Genomic DNA, 16,416 nt, shown 5'->3' with positions numbered 1-16,416 from the left:
GGCGGGCATCGGGCGACACTTCCACGAGGTCGAGGTCGGCGCCGGACGCAAGCTGCATGGCCTCCCTGGTCTCCATGATGCCGACCTGCTCGCCTTCCGCGCTGATTACCCGCACCTGGGGCACGCGAATCATTCCGTTGACTCTGACGGTTCTCTTTTGAATGGCTTTCCTCCCGGATCCTTGTGAATTTGATTCAATCCGCCGCCTGGACGGTCCGGCTTGTCCGGACGGTCCGGTCGATTTCTTCTTTCACCGCGCCGATCAGGGCTTCCACCGGCATGTTCCCCTGGTCGCCCCTGCCGTGGCGGCGTACGGACACGTCGCCTGCCGCCATCTCGCGGGCCCCGGCAATGGCCATGAAGGGGATCTTCTTCGTCTCCGCCTCACGGATCTTGTACCCGACTTTCTGGTTTCTCACGTCCATCTCGACCCGGATCCCCGCGTCTTCGAGCCTGCGCGCCACACCGTGGACATAATGGGTCTGGTGTTCCGATATGCCGATCACGACCGCCTGAACCGGCGCCAGCCAGGTCGGGAACGCGCCGGCGCAGTGCTCGATGTACACGCCGAGGAACCGTTCCAGGCTGCCGAGTATGGCGCGGTGGATCATGACGGGCCGGGCGGTCTTGCCGGATTCGGTGACGTATTCCAGGTCGAAGAGCTCCGGCATGTTGAAATCAAGCTGGCACGTACCCAGCTGCCAGGGGCGTTGCAGGGCGTCCTTCACGAAGAAATCCACTTTGGGTCCGTAGAAGGCCGCTTCGCCGGGCGCCACCTCGTAGTCGACCCCCAGGCTGTCCAGCACGCTGGAAAGGGTCTCCTCCGCCTGGTCCCAGAGCTCGTCCGAACCGGCGCGCTTGTCCGATCGCGTGGACAGGTAGATGACGGTGTCCTCGAAACCCAGCGTAGTGTAGGCGTCTGACAGCATCCTGATGAAATCGTCGATTTCGTCGCGGATCTGGTCGGGGCGGCAGAAGATGTGGGCGTCGTCCTGCGAAAAGGAACGCACCCGCATCAGGCCGGCCGTCACCCCGGAACGCTCGTGCCGGTGCAACCGGGCGAAATCGGCGTACCGGATGGGCAGATCGCGGTAGGAATGGTGGCCCGCCGCATACATGAGGCAGTGGCTGGGACAGTTCATCGGCTTGGGCGCGTATTCCCGGTCGTCGGCGTCTATGGTGAACATCTCGTCCCAGAAATGCTCGTAATGGCCGGAGGTCTTCCACAGCCCGGCTTCGTAGATCAGTGGAGTGATGACTTCGTCGTACCCGTGCTTCTTGTATAGATCGCGCACGTAGTCGGTCAGGGCATTATAGACCCGGGCGCCTTTTGGGAAGAAGAAGGGCGACGCCGGCGCATAGGGATGGAACATGAACAGCCCGAGTTGTCTGCCCAGCTTGCGGTGGTCCCTCCGTTCGGCCTCGGCGCGCCGTTCCAGGTACTCGTCCAGGTCCTTTCTGCGGGGATAGGACACGCCGTATATCCGCTGCAGGCTCTGGTTGTTCTCGTCCCCGTGCCAGTAGGCGGCCGCGACGCTGAGCAGCTTGAAGGCCTTGATCTTTCCGGTCGACGGGATGTGCGGGCCCCGGCAGAGGTCGATGAAATCCCCCTGCTCGTAGATGCTGATCACCTCGTCCGCCTCGAGGTCGTCAATCATCTCGACCTTGTAGGACTCGCCCCGTTCGGTGAACAGGGCGCGGGCATCCTCGCGGGAGAGCTCGCGGCGCCGGATGGGCATGTCCGCCCGGGACAGCTCGACCATGCGGCCCTCGATGCGCTCGAGATCATCGGTCGTGAACGGCTCCGGCTTGTCGAAGTCGTAGTAGAATCCCTCTTCGATCGGCGGACCGATGGTCAGTTGCGCTTCGGGGAACAGCTCCTTGGTGGCCTGGGCCATCAGGTGCGTCGTGCTGTGCCAGTACACCTCCCGGCCCTCGGGATTGCTGAAGGTCAGCACCTCCAGGGCGGCGTCCCCGTCCAGCCGGTGGTCCAGGTCGACCTGGTCGCCGTCGATCTTGGCCGCGAGCGCCGCTTTGCCCAGACCGGGACCAATGCGCGCCACGGCGTCCATGACCGTCGCCCCCTGCTCCATTTCGATCTGACCGCCGTCGGGAAGTGTGATCCTGACGTTTTTCAATGACTGACTCCTGCGTTGATCCACAGCTATTCCAGGCCGGACCTCCCGATTCCACAAGGCCTTTCTACCTACCGGACAAACAAAAAAAAATAAAGCTCGCACCGGGATTTGTCAACAGATTTACCTGGCCCGGAAATCCCCTCAGCGTTCGAACAGGCTGCCCATCATATCGCTGTAGGATCGTCGGCCGTCGGCGACGCTCTTGCTGATCCTCGAATGCTGGTGCAGGCCCTCGAGCAGGAACTCCATGGCAACGGACAGTTCCACCCGGTTTTCCGTCCGGACGTGCCGGCCGGCCAGCTTCCGCAACCCGTCGACGCCGTTCAGCGCGCCATAATAGGATTTGTCGTCCATGGTGTCCGAAATCTCGACCGTCTGTCCTTCTTCGAACCAGGCGAGGACTTCCCGGTAGCACGCGTCGCGTTCATCATCTTCGCCGAAGGCCGCGGGGAAGTAGTGTCCGAAGACTTCCTTCACGGCCCGGCCGATCAGCGCTTCGGCCACTTTGACCTCGCCTTCCTGCTCGCCCTCGTACACGAGTTCCAGCTTGCCGGTCATCGCCGGGATCACGGCGGACAGATCGCACATGCGGGGCACGGCGGACCGCTTGCCCTGCAGGATGCATCGCTTTTCGACCTGGCTGACCAGGTTTTCCATGGCGGCGATGGTCATGCGCGTGCTTACGCCGGAGGTCTGGTCGATGAACTCGCTGCTCCGGGCCTGGAAGGCGATCTCCTCCACCGTTTCGCGCAGGAAGGACGGCATGTCGATCCGCACGCCGCCGGACCGCTCGGTCCAGGCCTCCTGGTCGGTGATGGCCATGGCGTATTCGCGGCTGACGGGATAATGGGTCAGAATCTGCGAATCGATCCGGTCCTTGAGCGGTGTGATGATGGTCCCGCGATTGGTATAGTCTTCCGGGTTCGCCGAGAAGACGATCATCACGTCCAGGGGAATCCGCACCGGGAATCCCCGGATCTGGATGTCCTTCTCCTCCATGATGTTCAGCAGGCCGACCTGGATGCGGGGCTGCAGGTCGGGCAGTTCGTTCACGGCGAAAACGCCACGGTTCATCCTCGGGATGATGCCGAAGTGGATCACGCCCTCGTGGGCGTAGTGAAGCCGCTGGGAGGCCGCCTTGATGGGATCGATGTCGCCGATCAGGTCGGAAATGGTCACGTCGGGTGTGGCGAGCTTCTCGCCGTAACGCCGCGACCGGCCGATCCATTCGATGGGGGTGTCGTCACCGTGTTCGGACACGAGGTCCCGGGCGCGTCGGCTGACGGGCGCATAGGGCGAACTGTTGATCTCGCAACCCGCGATCACGGGCAGGTACTCGTCGAGTAGCGTGGCCAGGGCTCTCAGGATGCGGGTCTTCGCCTGTCCCCGCAGCCCGAGGAGAATGAAGTCGTGCCGGGACAGGATCGCGTTGACCAGTTCGGGGATGACGGTCTTGTCGTATCCGACGATGCCGGGAAAGACTGGCTCGCCGCGGGCAAGTTTGACCATCAGGTTGTCCCGCATCTCGTCCTTGACGGTCCGTTGCGGATATCCCATTCCGCGCAGCGCACCGATGGTCGTTGCAGCGGTGTAGTCCATGTGCTCCCGGGCGTCCTGAAAGGGATGGATTCGAGGGGAGGATCCGTGGCGTGGATTTCCCTTCCGACAGTCGACGGATTCTATCCTGCGAGGCCCGTCCTGTCAACCGTTTTTTGGCTTCTCCCGTGGGCCGGCGCACCGCCTTTTCCTTTGACTCGGGAGGGCCTGTCGGCTATGTTGTAAGGTCATGAAGAACGTGATTCACGCAGTGCTCATCGCGTTGCTGGCCATCGCGCTGGTTGCCGTGGGCCTGGTCGAATTGCGCTGGCATGTCATCGAACGGTTCGCCGGCGCGTACATGGACGCCCGCAACGATTCCCGCGATCGGTTGGAGCGGTTCGTCGACCAGGAGAGCCGGACCAACCAGGCGCTGGAGAAGGCGAACGAATTGATTGAACAGCGCAGCATGGTCGCGCTGGACGCGGGAGAAGATCCGGACCGGCCTGAAGCCGGGTTCGCTCCGCCGTCCGACGTCGTCCGGCTGGAACGCGGGCACAAGCTGATCATGACCCGGGACCGTTTCCTGGCCATGCCCGAATGGTTGACCGGCGCAGCCTACCCTCCCGGGACGCGCACCGCGGACCGGGCTGGCTTCAGGCCGTATGAGCCGGTGGTCACGCCCGTTGCCGGGGGGCCGGATGAGCCTGCCGACACGCCCGTTGCCGCGGGGGCGGACTCACTCTCTCGGCCACAGGCGGCCTTCGAACCTGATTCCCTTGCAGCCTGGACGCGCACGGTCGTCATCCGCCCGGGGTGGATTCGCCGGGGCGAGGTCTACATGGTGGACGACGACAACTACATCCTGCACCGCATGCCCATATCGGCCGGGCAATTCGATCTCATCGACGCATACGCATCGGCGTCCGAAGGAAGGATGCACGAAGACATGGAGCACGTGTACGAGGCCGCGGTGTTCTTCGACACGCTGCGGAGCCTGGACATGGAAATGCGGGACGAAATCATCGATCCGATCAGGTTCAGGGATCTCGAAGAGACCGCCCAGCGGGTAGGCGTATCGGAGAACCAGCGGATCATCCAGATCGAACGGCTGGTCGACGGCCAGATCGCCGTGGTCACCATACCGGTGTCCGCGGACCTGTTCGTGGAACTGTACGTGGCGCTCGGAGCGCTTTGATCCGTCCACTGCGGACGGACCTGGAAAGGCGATGGACTTCTTACGAGACCTCCGGGATAGACTCCCGGTCAGCAACTGGATGAATCGCCTCAGGAGATTCCTGCAGCCCATTCTCCAGCGCATCCTCAGGAGCTTCCCGCCGATACGCGCTCGCGGCGCAGGGGACGGCGGACGGCACAGTGCGGGAGACCACGGCTTCGCGGCCCCAGGTAACGCCGATCGTCGCAGCCCGGAAGAGGAACGCGCCCGCGCCTCGGCGGCAAGCGTCCGGGAAACCCCGATCACGCGGTCATTCAGGTATATCAGGCGCATGGTATACGCGGGATCGGCCGCGTTGCTGTTCGGTGCGCTCGTGGCCGTCGTGCTGTTCTACCTCACCGTGCCGTCCATTCCCCGCCTTCCGGACGACCTGAACGACATCTTCGGTCAGATGACCCGGATCTACGCCGAAGACCAGGAGGGCAATCCCCGCCTTGTGCATACCCTGGGCGGTCATCGCCGGGTCGCGCTGGAAGAGATCGCGCCGGTGTTCCGGGACGCGATCATCGCCACCGAGGACGCCGATTTCTTCCATCACCGGGGCGTGGACAAGCCCGGCATCGTCCGGGCCTTCGTGACCAATCTTCGCGAGGGCCAGATCCTGGGGCAGGGCGCGAGCACGATCACCCAGCAGCTGGCGCGCCACCTCTTCTTTACTCGTGAGAAGGTATGGATCCGCAAGATCCGCGAAGCCATGGCCGCCATGCAGATCGAGGCGAGGTTCACCAAAGACGAGATCCTGTCCGCCTACTGTAACAATATGTATTTCGGCGCCGACGCCTACGGCGTGGAAGAGGCCGCGCAACGGTTCTTCAGCAAGCGCGCGAGCGAGCTCACGCTGGGCGAATCCGCGCTGCTCGCCGGCCTGGTCCAGCGGCCTAGCGACTACAACCCCTACTACCGCATGGACCGCGCGCTCAGCCGCAGGGAGACCGTGTTCCGCCGCATGATGGACAACGGGTACATCACGGAGGAAGACGCCGCGCTGGCCCGGGAGGAAGAAATCACGCTCAAGGGTACGAGCATCGGTCCGGCCAGGGGTCCGTACTACCTCGATTACGTTGAAGACCTCCTGATCCGGCGCTTCGGCAGCAACCTGGTCTACAACGGTGGACTCACCGTGCACATCGCCATGGACCTGGACCTGCAGGAACTCGCCGAGGAGACCATCCGCACCCGGATGACCTACGTGGATTCCCTGGTCGGCGACACGGCCTACGAAACGGCCACGGCGGAAGAGCGGAAACAGGCGCTCGAGGCGGCGCTGGTCGCCGTCGACACGCGCACCGGGGCGGTACGGGCCCTGGCCGGGGGCCGCGACTACACGGCGAGCGAATTCAACCGGGCCGTCGAGAGCAACCGGCAACCGGGGTCCGGCTTCAAGCCGGTCGTCTACCTTGCGGCGCTGGACCACCTGGGTTATTCCGCGAACACGGTCGTGGTTGACGAACCGGTCGCCTATACCACCGAACTGGGAGATCTCTGGGAACCGCAGAACTTCACCCGGGAGTACGAGGGGCCCGTCATCCTCAAGCGCGCCTTCATGCGGTCGATCAATGTGGTTTCCGCGAAACTGGTCAGCGAGGTCGGGCCCTCGACGGTCATCGAGTACGCCCGCCGCCTGGGCATAACCAGCCCGTTGGAGCCCATACTCTCCCTTGCACTGGGCACCAACGGCGTCTCGCCCCTGGAGATGGCTTCCGCCTACTCCGTGTTCGCCACGGGCGGGATCTACCACAGGCCCTACGTCATCATCCGCGTGGAAGATTCCGAGGGCAGGATGATCGAGGAAACCGTACCGGAATCGCGTCGCGTGATCAGCGAGCAGTCCGCGTACCTGATGCTCGACCTCCTGCGCGGCGTCATAAGCGGCGGCACGGGGGTCGGCGCACGCTACAGATACGGTTTCACGGCCCCGAGCGGCGGGAAGACGGGGACTTCGAGCGAATCCAGGGACGTCTGGTTCAACGGTTTTACAAAGGACCTCGCCACATCCGTCTGGGTGGGATACGACGATGCCCGGCCCCTCCTGTCCATCGTGGAAGACGAGGAGATTACCGGCGCTTCGGGCGCCATACCCGTCTGGGCGCCCTTCATGAAACAGGCCGCGGCGCTGCAGGAGCAGCGTGAAGTCCAGGCGATGATGGCGGCGGCCGATTCCGCGCGCGGCCCGTCCGCCGGTTTTCCCGCCGACAGAACCGGCGATAGTGTAGGACCGGAAGCCGGGGTAGGAACGACCGTGGACGAGGAAGCGAAGCCTCCGCCGGCTTTCCCCATGCCGCTGGGCATCGAGAAGATCCGCGTCGACTTCCGCACGGGCCGGCCGTCCCAGGACCAGGAGCGATCCCTGGTCGTGACCGTCCGGGGCACGAATCCCAGGGTAAGGACGGAGATGATCCCGTCTGACGGGGCTGCAACCGAAGAGACCGGATTGCTGGAACCAGGCGGACCAGCGGACGGGGCCGCAGCTGAAGAGACCAGTTTGCTGGAACCAGGCGGACCTGTTGATCGATAGGGTTGTCGCGGGAAGGTCGAGGAACTGCGCAGGGTTTCAGTTCCCGTGCAGATGCTCTGGCCCGGACCGGTTGCGGTCGATCGCTTCCCGGACCGCGGGAATCAGGAAGACGTTTTCCAGGGGAAATTCGGAGAAGGCGCGGCCGAGGAGATTGATCCGGCCGTCGGTGTCGAGCCGCTTGTTGATGACGATATGGTACCTGCCGCGGTACCGGCACAGCCCGCCGTCGCCGTCCAGCTTGCCGTAGCGGACCCGGATCGACATCCGTTCCGCCAGGTCTTCGAATTCCTGCAAAAGGGTCGTACTGTCCATGGTGCACACGAAGGCAAGACGATCCGCTGTAGCCCGCCGGTCCTGGAATCCCCCGGAAGCCGCGGATCGGAATCCGACTCGCACGTCGCTGTTACAGGACGCTTTTAATGAGTTGTAACATATATCGGTCGCCGTCACGGGTCAAGTCTCGATGTCCCGCCGCGGGGGAACAAAACACTTGACACCGGGCGGTCCGATAATGATATTTTCGGGGAAGTTTGCAGTACGGTCTTCGAAGGTTTGCGTGTTATCAGCGGGAGTAGCTCAGCGGTAGAGCATCACCTTGCCAAGGTGAGGGTCGCGGGTTCAAGCCCCGTCTCCCGCCCTCGGACGTGGCGGCATAGCCAAGTGGCTAAGGCACGGGACTGCAAATCCTCGATCGCCGGTTCGAATCCGGCTGCCGCCTTGCGACTTCCAGCTTCCAGCTTCCAACTCCCCAATCCAATCTGCAATCGATCGTGGCCCGGCTTCCCGGAAACATCTCGTTTCCGGCCATCGCCTTGCGTGCTATCACGCGGTACGCCGGCGCGATGCCAACGTCGTCGCCGGACCCGTCATTCCTTCTTGCACCCCCCGAATCCCCGCAGTATAATAGCCATCGAACGCACCTTCGAACCGACCAAACACAACTAGAATCAAGGCACGGGAACCATGGCGAAAATCGAATGGGTCCGGCGCATCTACGAAGACGGCTGGCACAACGCCTTTACGGATTTCCAGTTCTTCAAGGGCCGGTACTACATCTGCTTCCGCAACGGCCTTTCCCACGTGAGTCCCGAGGGGAAGGCGGTCGTGATCTCCAGCGTTGACCTGGTTGACTGGCGACGCACAGGCGTGCCGGTCAACACCACGGGCGACGACCGGGACCCTCATATGGTCGCGACGGAAGACCGGCTGTTCGTCTATGCCGGAAACGTCACCCGGCCCGACCCGGTGCAGCACGGCGATGAGGGGCCGCGCCTCATACGGTCCGTCTGTTCATTCAGCGAGGACGGCGCGACATGGACGGAACCCCGTCAGGTATACCGGGACGGGTACTGGCTCTGGGGCATCGGGCGAGGGAACGACCGTTTCTACGGGCTCGCCTATGGAAACGAACCGGGGGAATGGGACCGGAAACCGACCGAGCTTCACTTGCTGCAGTCTACGGACGGGCTGGAATGGGAGCGCGTGTCCGTCGTTACCAATAACGGCAGCGAAGCCACCTTCCGCATCACCGACGCCAGTACCATGCGTATCGCCATCCGCGGCGGCGACGAAAACCGGTTCACCCTGGCCTCCGCGGAACCCCCGTACACGGACTGGCGGCTTCAGGATATGGGGTACGTGATCCCCGCGCCCCGGCTCGTGGTGGCCGGCGGACGGGAATACGTAATCGGCCGGCAACACGTGCGCGAGCCAAGTGGACCGGGCAAGCAAAGCCAGCCGGGCGGTGCGGGCGGGTCGGGCGATGTGGATGACCCCGGGCGGATTGTCGAACGGCGCACCAGCATCTGGCGGGTAGAGGACGACGGCGTAGTCCATGTCCTCGACCTGCCCTCGGGCGGAGACACGTCCTACGCAGGCGCCGTGTACCATGAAGACGGCGCCCTGCTGCTCAGTTACTACTCGCAGCACGAGGTGGAGACGGGCGAGCAGCACTTTCTCTATCCGGCGATCATCTACCTGGCCAAGGTCAGGTTGTAACAGGTAAGAAACCGGGCCGTGCGTTTGAAATGCTCGAACCGCGAGTCCGTAAGTCGTCCGCAATTCGTGCTCCCTGAATCAAAAACCAGGAGCTATCATGGCACTGAGCGCCATTCAGACCGGCGAGCGGTTCACCGACGAGGAGACCGTACATATCCGCCGCTGCTTACAGCGGGACGGCTACTACGCCTTCGGCCGGCTGATGGAAGACGAAGAGGTGGAGGCCCTGCGGGCGGACATGCGGCGCAAGTGGGAAGATCCCCGCATGCACGAACCGGCGCGGGACCAGATCCGCGGCACCAGCCTGATGCGCATGTTCGAGTATTCCTATGCTTTCCGCGACCTCATCGTGCGCGAGCCCTTCGCGAGCCTGGCAGAGGCCATTCTCGGCGACGACTGCCATTGCATGTCCCAGAACGCGCTCTACACGCCGTCCAATCCAGCGGCGGTCGAGGACGGTCCCGGTGGATGGCACCTGGACGACCTGGTCCATTTCCCTCTGCCGGACGGCGTGCCGCGCCACGATCCTGCCGTGCCCCCGCCCTGTTTCATCCTGCAGATCTTCACGCCACTGACCGACGTGGAGGAGGTGCGTTTCGGTCCCACGCAAGTCGTCCCCGGCAGCCATCTCGCGGGACGCCAGCCGCATCTGCCCCATGAGCAGGACCACCCCACATTCGACGGCCGAGGGCCCCACTCATTCCTCGTCCGGAAGGGCGACGCCTACATGTTCAACAACCAGATCTGGCACCGCGGGGCACCGAACGCGTCCGACCGCACCCGGCTGATGGCCGGCGTCACCTACAGCAAGCGGTTCATCGCGCAGAAATTCCACCCCTTCATCGACTATCGCATGCCCGGCCACGTGTGGGCCGAGGCCTCGCCCCGCCTGCAGCGCATGCTGGGCCGGCACAGCAAGGGAGCGTACGGCTGATGGCTGACGCATCGACACATCTCGAAAAGCTCGATCAGTCCGAACGGGCCGATCAGACCGCGGAGTTCGCGGGCCGCACCGCCCTGGTGACCGGCGGTTCCCGGGGGATCGGCCGGTCCACGTGCCGCATGCTGGCCGAACACGGCGCCCGGGTGGCGATCAACTACGCGCGCAACGAGGAAGCGGCAAGAGCGGCTCTCGCCATGGTGGAGGAGGCCGGCGCGGAAAGCATGATCGTACAGGCCGACGTATCATCGGAAGCCGGCGTGGACCGGATGGCCGCGGAGGTACGGGCGCGCCTGGGACCCGTCGACCTGCTGGTGAATAACGCGGGGATCGCGAAGAACCAGCCCCATTCGGAACTCGCCTTCGCGGACTGGAAACGCATGTTCGAGGTGAACGTGGACGGGGTGTTCCTGGCGACCTGGGCGGTGAAGGACGAGATGATCGAACGTGGATTCGGCCGCATCGTCAATGTGGCTTCGCTCGCGGGCATCATCCTGAAGAAGGACATGATCCACTACGCCACGACCAAGGCGGCGGTGATTTCCCTCACGCGGCACTGCGCGGAGGCCTTCGCGCCCCATAACGTCCGCGTAAACTGCGTGGCCCCGGGCCTTACCGATACCGACCTGGCCGGGTCAGGCAATCCGGGCATGATCGACCGGCTCATCGCTTCCACGCCCATGGGCCGCATAGCCCAACCCGGGGAAATGGCCTCCGTGATCCGGTTCCTGCTCTCGGAAGACTCGAGCTTCGTGACCGGCCAGACGGTCACGGCCTGCGGCGGGCGAAGCTAAGCGGCCCGCAACCGGCGCGCCACCGCTCTTACCTGTTCTCGATCAACTGGTCCACCACGGCGGGGTCCGCCAGGGTCGTCGTATCGCCGATCTGGTCCAGCTCGTTGGTGGCGATCTTCCGCAGGATGCGGCGCATGATCTTGCCGGAGCGCGTCTTGGGCAAGGCCGGCGCCCAGTGGATCACGTCGGGCGTGGCGATAGGACCGATGATCGAGCGCACCTGCTTCTTCAGGTCGCCGCGCAGGTCTTCCGTGTATTCCTCACCCACGTTGAGCGTCACGTAGGCGTATATCCCCTGCCCCTTGATCTCGTGGGGGAACCCGACCACGGCCGCTTCGGCCACCGAGCCGTGGGCCACCAGGGCGCTTTCCACCTCGGCCGTGCCCATCCGGTGGCCGGAGACGTTGATGACATCGTCCACCCGGCCCGTGATCCAGTAGTATCCGTCCTCGTCCCTGCGGCAGCCGTCCCCGGTGAAGTAATACCCCTTGTACTGCTGAAAGTAGGTTTCCTCGAACCGCTGGTGGTCTCCGTACACCGTCCGCATCTGCCCGGGCCAGGGCTCCCGGATGGCCAGCACGCCCATGATGCCGTTGCCCTCGAGTTCTCTTCCGCTCTCGCCGTCCAGCAGCACGGGCTTCACACCGAAGAAGGGCAGGGTGGCGGAACCCGGCTTGGTGGGGATGGCGCCCGGCAGCGGAGTGATCATGATCCCGCCGGTCTCCGTCTGCCACCACGTGTCCACGATGGGGCACCGCTCCTTGCCCACGTTGACGTGGTACCACCGCCAGGCCTCGGGATTGATCGGCTCGCCCACCGTGCCCAGGAGCTGGAGCGTGGGCATGGGATGCCGGGCCGCCCATTCCTCGCCTTCCCGCGCCAGCGCCCGGATGGCGGTCGGCGCCGTATAGAACTGGTTGACGCCGTACTTCTCGATGATCTCCCAGCAGCGGTCGGGCGCCGGGTAGGTCGGAATGCCCTCGAACATGATCGTCGTGGCGCCGTTGCCCAGGGGGCCGTAGATGATATAGGAATGTCCCGTGACCCAGCCGATGTCCGCGCCGCAGAAATAGATGTCGCCGTCATGGTAATCGAAGACGTAGCGGTGGGTAACTCCCGTGTATACCATGTATCCACCGACGGTATGCTGCACGCCCTTCGGCTTGCCCGTGGACCCGGAGGTGTAGAGAATGAACAGGGGATCCTCCGCGTCCATCTCCTCGCACGGGCAGTCGTCGGCGGCCCGGTCCATCAGGTCATGCCACCAGAAGTCCCGGCCTTCCTGCATGGGGAATTGGAATTCGGGATCGTCCTTGACCCGGTCGACCACGATGCAGGTGGTGACCGGCTCGCCCATCTCCTTCTCCGCCGAGGCCATGGCTTCGTCCGCCACCGGCTTCATGAAGACCGGCTTGTCGCCGCGATGGGTCCCGTTGGTGGTGATGACCGTCGTGCAGGTCGAATCCACGATACGGTCTGACAGCGAATCGGCCGAGAACCCGCCGAACACGATGGAATGGACCGCGCCGATCCGGGCGCAGGCCAGCATGGCGACGGCCAGTTCGGGAATCATGGGGAGGTAGATCGACACCCGGTCGCCCTTCCCGACGCCCCGCGACTTGAGCACGTTGGCGAACTTGCAGACCTGCTCGTGCAGTTCACGGTAGGTGAGGTGTCCGTCCTCGCCCGGCTCGTTGCCTTCCCAGATGATGGCCGTCTGGTCGCCGCGCGTCTCGAGATGGCGGTCGATGCAGTTATGCACGATGTTGGTCTTGCCGCCTTCGAACCACTTGATGGACACGGGGCCCTTCCGCATATCGTAGTTGTAGGACCGGATTCGGTCCCATTTCCTGAACCAGTGGAACGATTCCGCCTGCTCGGCCCAGAAGGCCTCCGGGTCGGCGACGGAACGCTCGTATTCCCTCCGGTATTCGTCCAGGCTCGTCAGGTGCGCCTTGTTGCGAAAGGTCTCATTGGGCTGATACAGGTCGGACATGTTCGGTCTCCGGTCTTCAGTTTATGCTTTCGGGTGATGCCTGCCATCGAGCGTAGTTGACTGCCTACTCCACTTCCACGTCCACGCGGTCTCCGGTCGACACGCCCAGCGTCTCGGCCGCGCTGCCGCCGTTTACGGCGATCTCGAGCAGTCCCGCGCTGTCCAGGATCGCCAGGGACGCGCCGGCGGCGGCTTCGTCGTAGGATGGGCTGACGCGGTCCAGCGCCAGGTCGGCCAGCCGGACCCGGAACCGCTTCTTCCGAGTCTTCTCCAGGAAGAGGGAATCGCCGATATCCGTTATTATATTCCCATACCGGTCGATATGCAATACGCGACCGGTGATCCCGCCCTCATGCGCCACGGGTTCGGTGACCGTCCCGGTGACGTAATCGTCGATCTCGGGTCCGAAGTCCGAAACGGGCGTGCCGAGTGCGAGATGGGCGGCCACCGGCGCGAATACATCCCGGCCGTGGAACGTGTTGCTGATTTCCGGCCGCATGAAACGGGGTTCGGTCACTGAAACGACCCGGAGATCCGTCTCCTTCGCGTACACGTGGGCGAAAAGGCCGTTGTCCGGTCCCACGAACCGGTAACCGGAGGTTTCCACGATCAGGGCTCGCCGCGCGCCGCCTACGCCCGGGTCGACGACGGCCACGTGCACCGTCCCCTCCGGGAAGTAGGCATAGGCGGTGCGCAGGACGAAGGCGCCTTCTTCGATCCGCTGGGGCGTAATATCGTGGGACAGGTCCACAATCCGGGCCGCCGGGGAGAGACCCAGGATGACCCCCTTCATGATGCCCACGAAGGCGTCGCGGTGGCCGAAGTCGGTTAGCAACGTGATTACGGACATGGCATTGCGGGTTTCTCTTCGTGGGATGCGGCATCCCCGCGCGATTCCGATCGGCCCACCAGGATATTCCGGGGGGCGTCACCGCTGACCGGACGGCCGTCGAAATCGCCGTAAGTCTGCGTGACCTTCAGTCCGGCCCGGTCCATCATGGCCTCGAGCTCTTCCAGGGTATACATTCGCACGGACTCGTCGTAGCTTCTCTCCGCCCCGTCTTCCCTGATCCGCACCTGTTTGTTGATGCGTACGTGCCCGCCCGCCTTCGACGGGTCCCCGGTGATCCAGCGGCGTTGCTCGACTTCCATGCCTTCCACGGTTCGGCGGTCTGACGGAACGAGCGTGGAGATGACGTACGCGCGGTTCAGGTAGTCCATGAGGAAACGTCCGCCGGGACGCAGCGCCCGCGATATGGCTTCGAGGACCCGGGCATTCTCGCCGTCCTCCCGGAAATAGCCGAAACTGGTGAAGAAGTTCACCACGAGGTCGTATGCGCGGACCGTGGGCGGATCGCGCATGTCGCCCCGGATGAACGTGATGTCCAGCCCCTCGTCCGCCGTTCGGCGCCGCGCCCGTTCCAGCAATTCCTCCGACAGGTCGACCCCGGTTACCCTGAAGCCGCGCCGGGCAAGTTCCAGGCTGTGCCGGCCGTCGCCGCAACCCAGGTCCAGCACCTCGCACGATGGAGGCACGTCCAGTCTGGCCACGAGGAAATCGACCTGCCGGCGCGCCTCCTCGTCGTTCCGGTGGGGATATACGCGCAGGTAGTCGTAACGAAAGGCGGTCTTGTACCAGTCGGACGCCGGACTGCGTTGAGTAACCATATCCATTCACCGGGTTTTTAAGGTTCCTGAATCGACGAGTTTTCAATATACAGCACAGTGGGTTCCCGTCAATCCGCTAATGCCGGTCCGCCCCGTGCCGTAGCGCTTTCTATTGACAACAGGTACTCATACGTTTAGTTTTACCACGTCGACTCACGGCCGCGGCGCCAGGTACTCCAGCCCGGCCCTGACGGGAGCAGACCATGGCTGGCAAGGACAGGCGGGCGAACGGTTCCGCGGCGGACGACGCGGAATTCGAAAAACTGCTCGACGAAATGGACGAACTGGGAAGGAAGGCCGACGCCCTGCGTGCGAAGGTGAATCACCTCATCGACGAGATGCGGGAGAACGACGTCCCGGCGGACGAAGAAGCGGACGGCGTCGCCGTGGACGAGGGCAGCACCGCAGACGAGGGCAGCACCGCAGACGAGGGTAGCACCGCAGACGAGGAAGCGGACGAGGCCACCGCGGACGAGGAATCGGGCGACATCTCAGTAAACGGGCACGACGAAGCGGGTCACAGCTCGAACGAAGACCATGTCGAGGTAGAGAAGGAGAACAAGGCCGGCGATGGAGACGTCTCCATGGACGCGGACAGTAACCTCACGTAGTCTCGCGTAACCCCTCGTACACGCCGAAGGCCTCTTGCCGCGACGGAATCGAGTAGGTCGCCCCGCGGCCGCGGACTTTGAGGCCCGCCATGACAGTACCCAGCCGGGCGGATTCGACGGCGTCCATGCCCTGGGTTATTCCGTACAGCAGGCCGCCGTTGAAAACGTCCCCGGCCCCCGAGGTGTCGGACACGCGCTCCGGAACGTAGGCCGGGATTTCGTGGATCCCGTCGTCCAGTCCCAGCACGGCGCCTTCCGCGCCGCACTTCACCGCGACCATGGCCACGCCCCGCTCACGGGCCCGTTCGATCACCGCGCGGGCGTCCTCCGTACCGAAGAGCGACGCGCTCTCCTCGGGCGCGCTGGGCAGGAGGATGTCCACGTGGGGGATGATCTCGTCCAGGGCCTCCCGGGCTTCCTCCAGGGACCACAGGCCGAGTCTCAGGTTGGTGTCGAAGGCCGTCGTGACGTTGCGCTCGCGCGCAATCCGAAAGGCTTCCAGCACGGCTGCCCGGCTGGTTTTCGATATGGCCTGGGTGATGCCGCTGGCATAGACGACTTTCGCGCTGCCGATGTAATCCGGGTCGATGTCGGCCGGCTCAAGGAAGCTCGCGGCGCTGCCCGCCCGGTAGTAGGTGAACTCCCGTTCGCCGCCGGGCAGGATGGAGATGAAGTAGAGCCCGTTGGGCCGGTCCAGGGGGGTGGCGCAACGCAGATCGATGCCCTCCGACCGCCACGCTTCGGTAAGGAAGTCCTGGAAGGGGTCGTTGCCCACGTGGGTGACGTAGCCGGTCCTGGCACCGAGGCGGGTGGCCGCCACGAGCATGTTCATGGTGTCGCCGGCGAAGGTACGGGTATAGGTGTCGGTGGTGGCGAGGGGACCTTCGCAGAACATCTCGATCATGCACTCGCCGATCGAGATGATGTCCAGTTCAGGCAGCCCAGGCGGGCCAGACGGCCTTTCGGATATCCGCACGGCGGAC

General features: G+C 64.1%; 14 protein-coding genes and 2 tRNA genes. 8 read left to right on the top strand and 8 right to left on the bottom strand.

Annotation, left to right across the window (positions count from 1 at the left end; genetic code table 11):
* The 3 genes from F4Y38_05945 to F4Y38_05935 all read right to left on the bottom strand — a co-directional run.
* Positions 1 to 133, bottom strand: a 133-nt coding sequence (locus F4Y38_05945; protein MXY48828.1) for a translation initiation factor IF-3, incomplete at its 3' end; no start/stop codon positions are given.
* 61 nt (positions 134 to 194) lie between these two features.
* Entirely contained in the window at positions 195 to 2,093 is a 1,899-nt protein-coding gene (thrS, locus tag F4Y38_05940; protein ID MXY48827.1) for a threonine--tRNA ligase, read from the bottom strand.
* A gap of 186 nt (positions 2,094 to 2,279) precedes the next feature.
* Complete coding sequence (locus tag F4Y38_05935) at positions 2,280 to 3,737, bottom strand: magnesium chelatase (protein ID MXY48826.1); 1,458 nt, start codon at positions 3,735 to 3,737, stop codon at positions 2,280 to 2,282.
* 187 nt (positions 3,738 to 3,924) lie between these two features.
* On the opposite strand from F4Y38_05935, the gene F4Y38_05930 reads away from it, so the two are divergent.
* Positions 3,925 to 4,872, top strand: a complete 948-nt coding sequence (locus F4Y38_05930; GenBank protein MXY48825.1) for a hypothetical protein — start codon at positions 3,925 to 3,927, stop codon at positions 4,870 to 4,872.
* A 31-nt stretch (positions 4,873 to 4,903) separates the two neighbouring features.
* Complete coding sequence (locus F4Y38_05925) at positions 4,904 to 7,426, top strand: PBP1A family penicillin-binding protein (protein ID MXY48824.1); 2,523 nt, start codon at positions 4,904 to 4,906, stop codon at positions 7,424 to 7,426.
* A 36-nt stretch (positions 7,427 to 7,462) separates the two neighbouring features.
* Here the strand turns inward: F4Y38_05925 and F4Y38_05920 are convergent, their stop codons facing one another.
* The gene (locus F4Y38_05920) at positions 7,463 to 7,738 is read right to left on the bottom strand and encodes a hypothetical protein (GenBank protein MXY48823.1); all 276 of its coding nucleotides are present in this window, start codon (positions 7,736 to 7,738) and stop codon (positions 7,463 to 7,465) included.
* A 253-nt stretch (positions 7,739 to 7,991) separates the two neighbouring features.
* Here F4Y38_05920 and F4Y38_05915 point away from each other — a divergent pair.
* The 5 genes from F4Y38_05915 (at position 7,992) to F4Y38_05895 (ending at position 11,158) form a co-directional block, all read left to right on the top strand.
* Positions 7,992 to 8,063, top strand: a tRNA-Gly gene (locus tag F4Y38_05915).
* Positions 8,064 to 8,072: 9 nt separating this feature from the next.
* Positions 8,073 to 8,144 (top strand) — tRNA-Cys (locus F4Y38_05910).
* A 245-nt stretch (positions 8,145 to 8,389) separates the two neighbouring features.
* Positions 8,390 to 9,424: a hypothetical protein gene (locus tag F4Y38_05905; GenBank protein MXY48822.1), complete on the top strand. Its 1,035-nt coding sequence runs from the start codon at positions 8,390 to 8,392 to the stop codon at positions 9,422 to 9,424.
* A 97-nt stretch (positions 9,425 to 9,521) separates the two neighbouring features.
* On the top strand, positions 9,522 to 10,358 hold the full coding sequence (locus F4Y38_05900) for a phytanoyl-CoA dioxygenase family protein (protein MXY48821.1): 837 nt from the start codon (positions 9,522 to 9,524) through the stop codon (positions 10,356 to 10,358).
* A complete protein-coding gene (locus F4Y38_05895) occupies positions 10,358 to 11,158 on the top strand; it encodes a glucose 1-dehydrogenase (protein MXY48820.1) in 801 nt (266 codons plus the stop codon). Before F4Y38_05900 ends, F4Y38_05895 begins: the two co-directional genes overlap by 1 nt.
* Positions 11,159 to 11,186: 28 nt before the next feature.
* Here the strand turns inward: F4Y38_05895 and acs are convergent, their stop codons facing one another.
* The 3 genes from acs to F4Y38_05880 all read right to left on the bottom strand — a co-directional run bounded on the left by acs (position 11,187) and on the right by F4Y38_05880 (position 14,828).
* Positions 11,187 to 13,154, bottom strand: a complete 1,968-nt coding sequence (gene acs, locus F4Y38_05890) for an acetate--CoA ligase (protein MXY48819.1) — start codon at positions 13,152 to 13,154, stop codon at positions 11,187 to 11,189.
* Between the two features lie 64 nt (positions 13,155 to 13,218).
* Complete coding sequence (locus F4Y38_05885) at positions 13,219 to 14,004, bottom strand: SAM-dependent chlorinase/fluorinase (GenBank protein MXY48818.1); 786 nt, start codon at positions 14,002 to 14,004, stop codon at positions 13,219 to 13,221.
* Positions 13,995 to 14,828: a methyltransferase domain-containing protein gene (locus F4Y38_05880; GenBank protein MXY48817.1), complete on the bottom strand. Its 834-nt coding sequence runs from the start codon at positions 14,826 to 14,828 to the stop codon at positions 13,995 to 13,997. The genes F4Y38_05885 and F4Y38_05880 overlap by 10 nt, the downstream gene beginning before the upstream one ends.
* Before the next feature lie 197 nt (positions 14,829 to 15,025).
* Between F4Y38_05880 and F4Y38_05875 the strand changes: the two genes are divergently transcribed.
* On the top strand, positions 15,026 to 15,433 hold the full coding sequence (locus tag F4Y38_05875; GenBank protein ID MXY48816.1) for a hypothetical protein: 408 nt from the start codon (positions 15,026 to 15,028) through the stop codon (positions 15,431 to 15,433).
* Here F4Y38_05875 and F4Y38_05870 read toward each other — a convergent pair.
* Positions 15,426 to 16,409, bottom strand: a complete 984-nt coding sequence (locus tag F4Y38_05870) for a sugar kinase (protein ID MXY48815.1) — start codon at positions 16,407 to 16,409, stop codon at positions 15,426 to 15,428. The genes F4Y38_05875 and F4Y38_05870 overlap by 8 nt on opposite strands.
* Positions 16,410 to 16,416: the final 7 nt, after the last annotated feature.

It is taken from the genome of Gemmatimonadota bacterium, assembly GCA_009838645.1.
Lineage (GTDB): Bacteria > JAAXHH01 > JAAXHH01 > JAAXHH01 > JAAXHH01 > JAAXHH01.
The sequence above is the reverse complement of the archived record's forward strand: the minus strand, read 5'-3'. Positions and strand labels throughout refer to the sequence as shown.

Coding starts and splice junctions, on each gene's coding strand:
- thrS (MXY48827.1), bottom strand. CDS start 2,093: ATGGAGCAGGGGGCGACGGTCATGGACGCCGTGGCGCGCATTGGTCCC.
- F4Y38_05935 (MXY48826.1), bottom strand. CDS start 3,737: ATGGACTACACCGCTGCAACGACCATCGGTGCGCTGCGCGGAATGGGA.
- F4Y38_05930 (MXY48825.1), top strand. CDS start 3,925: ATGAAGAACGTGATTCACGCAGTGCTCATCGCGTTGCTGGCCATCGCG.
- F4Y38_05925 (MXY48824.1), top strand. CDS start 4,904: ATGGACTTCTTACGAGACCTCCGGGATAGACTCCCGGTCAGCAACTGG.
- F4Y38_05920 (MXY48823.1), bottom strand. CDS start 7,738: ATGGACAGTACGACCCTTTTGCAGGAATTCGAAGACCTGGCGGAACGG.
- F4Y38_05905 (MXY48822.1), top strand. CDS start 8,390: ATGGCGAAAATCGAATGGGTCCGGCGCATCTACGAAGACGGCTGGCAC.
- F4Y38_05900 (MXY48821.1), top strand. CDS start 9,522: ATGGCACTGAGCGCCATTCAGACCGGCGAGCGGTTCACCGACGAGGAG.
- F4Y38_05895 (MXY48820.1), top strand. CDS start 10,358: ATGGCTGACGCATCGACACATCTCGAAAAGCTCGATCAGTCCGAACGG.
- acs (MXY48819.1), bottom strand. CDS start 13,154: ATGTCCGACCTGTATCAGCCCAATGAGACCTTTCGCAACAAGGCGCAC.
- F4Y38_05885 (MXY48818.1), bottom strand. CDS start 14,004: ATGTCCGTAATCACGTTGCTAACCGACTTCGGCCACCGCGACGCCTTC.
- F4Y38_05880 (MXY48817.1), bottom strand. CDS start 14,828: ATGGATATGGTTACTCAACGCAGTCCGGCGTCCGACTGGTACAAGACC.
- F4Y38_05875 (MXY48816.1), top strand. CDS start 15,026: ATGGCTGGCAAGGACAGGCGGGCGAACGGTTCCGCGGCGGACGACGCG.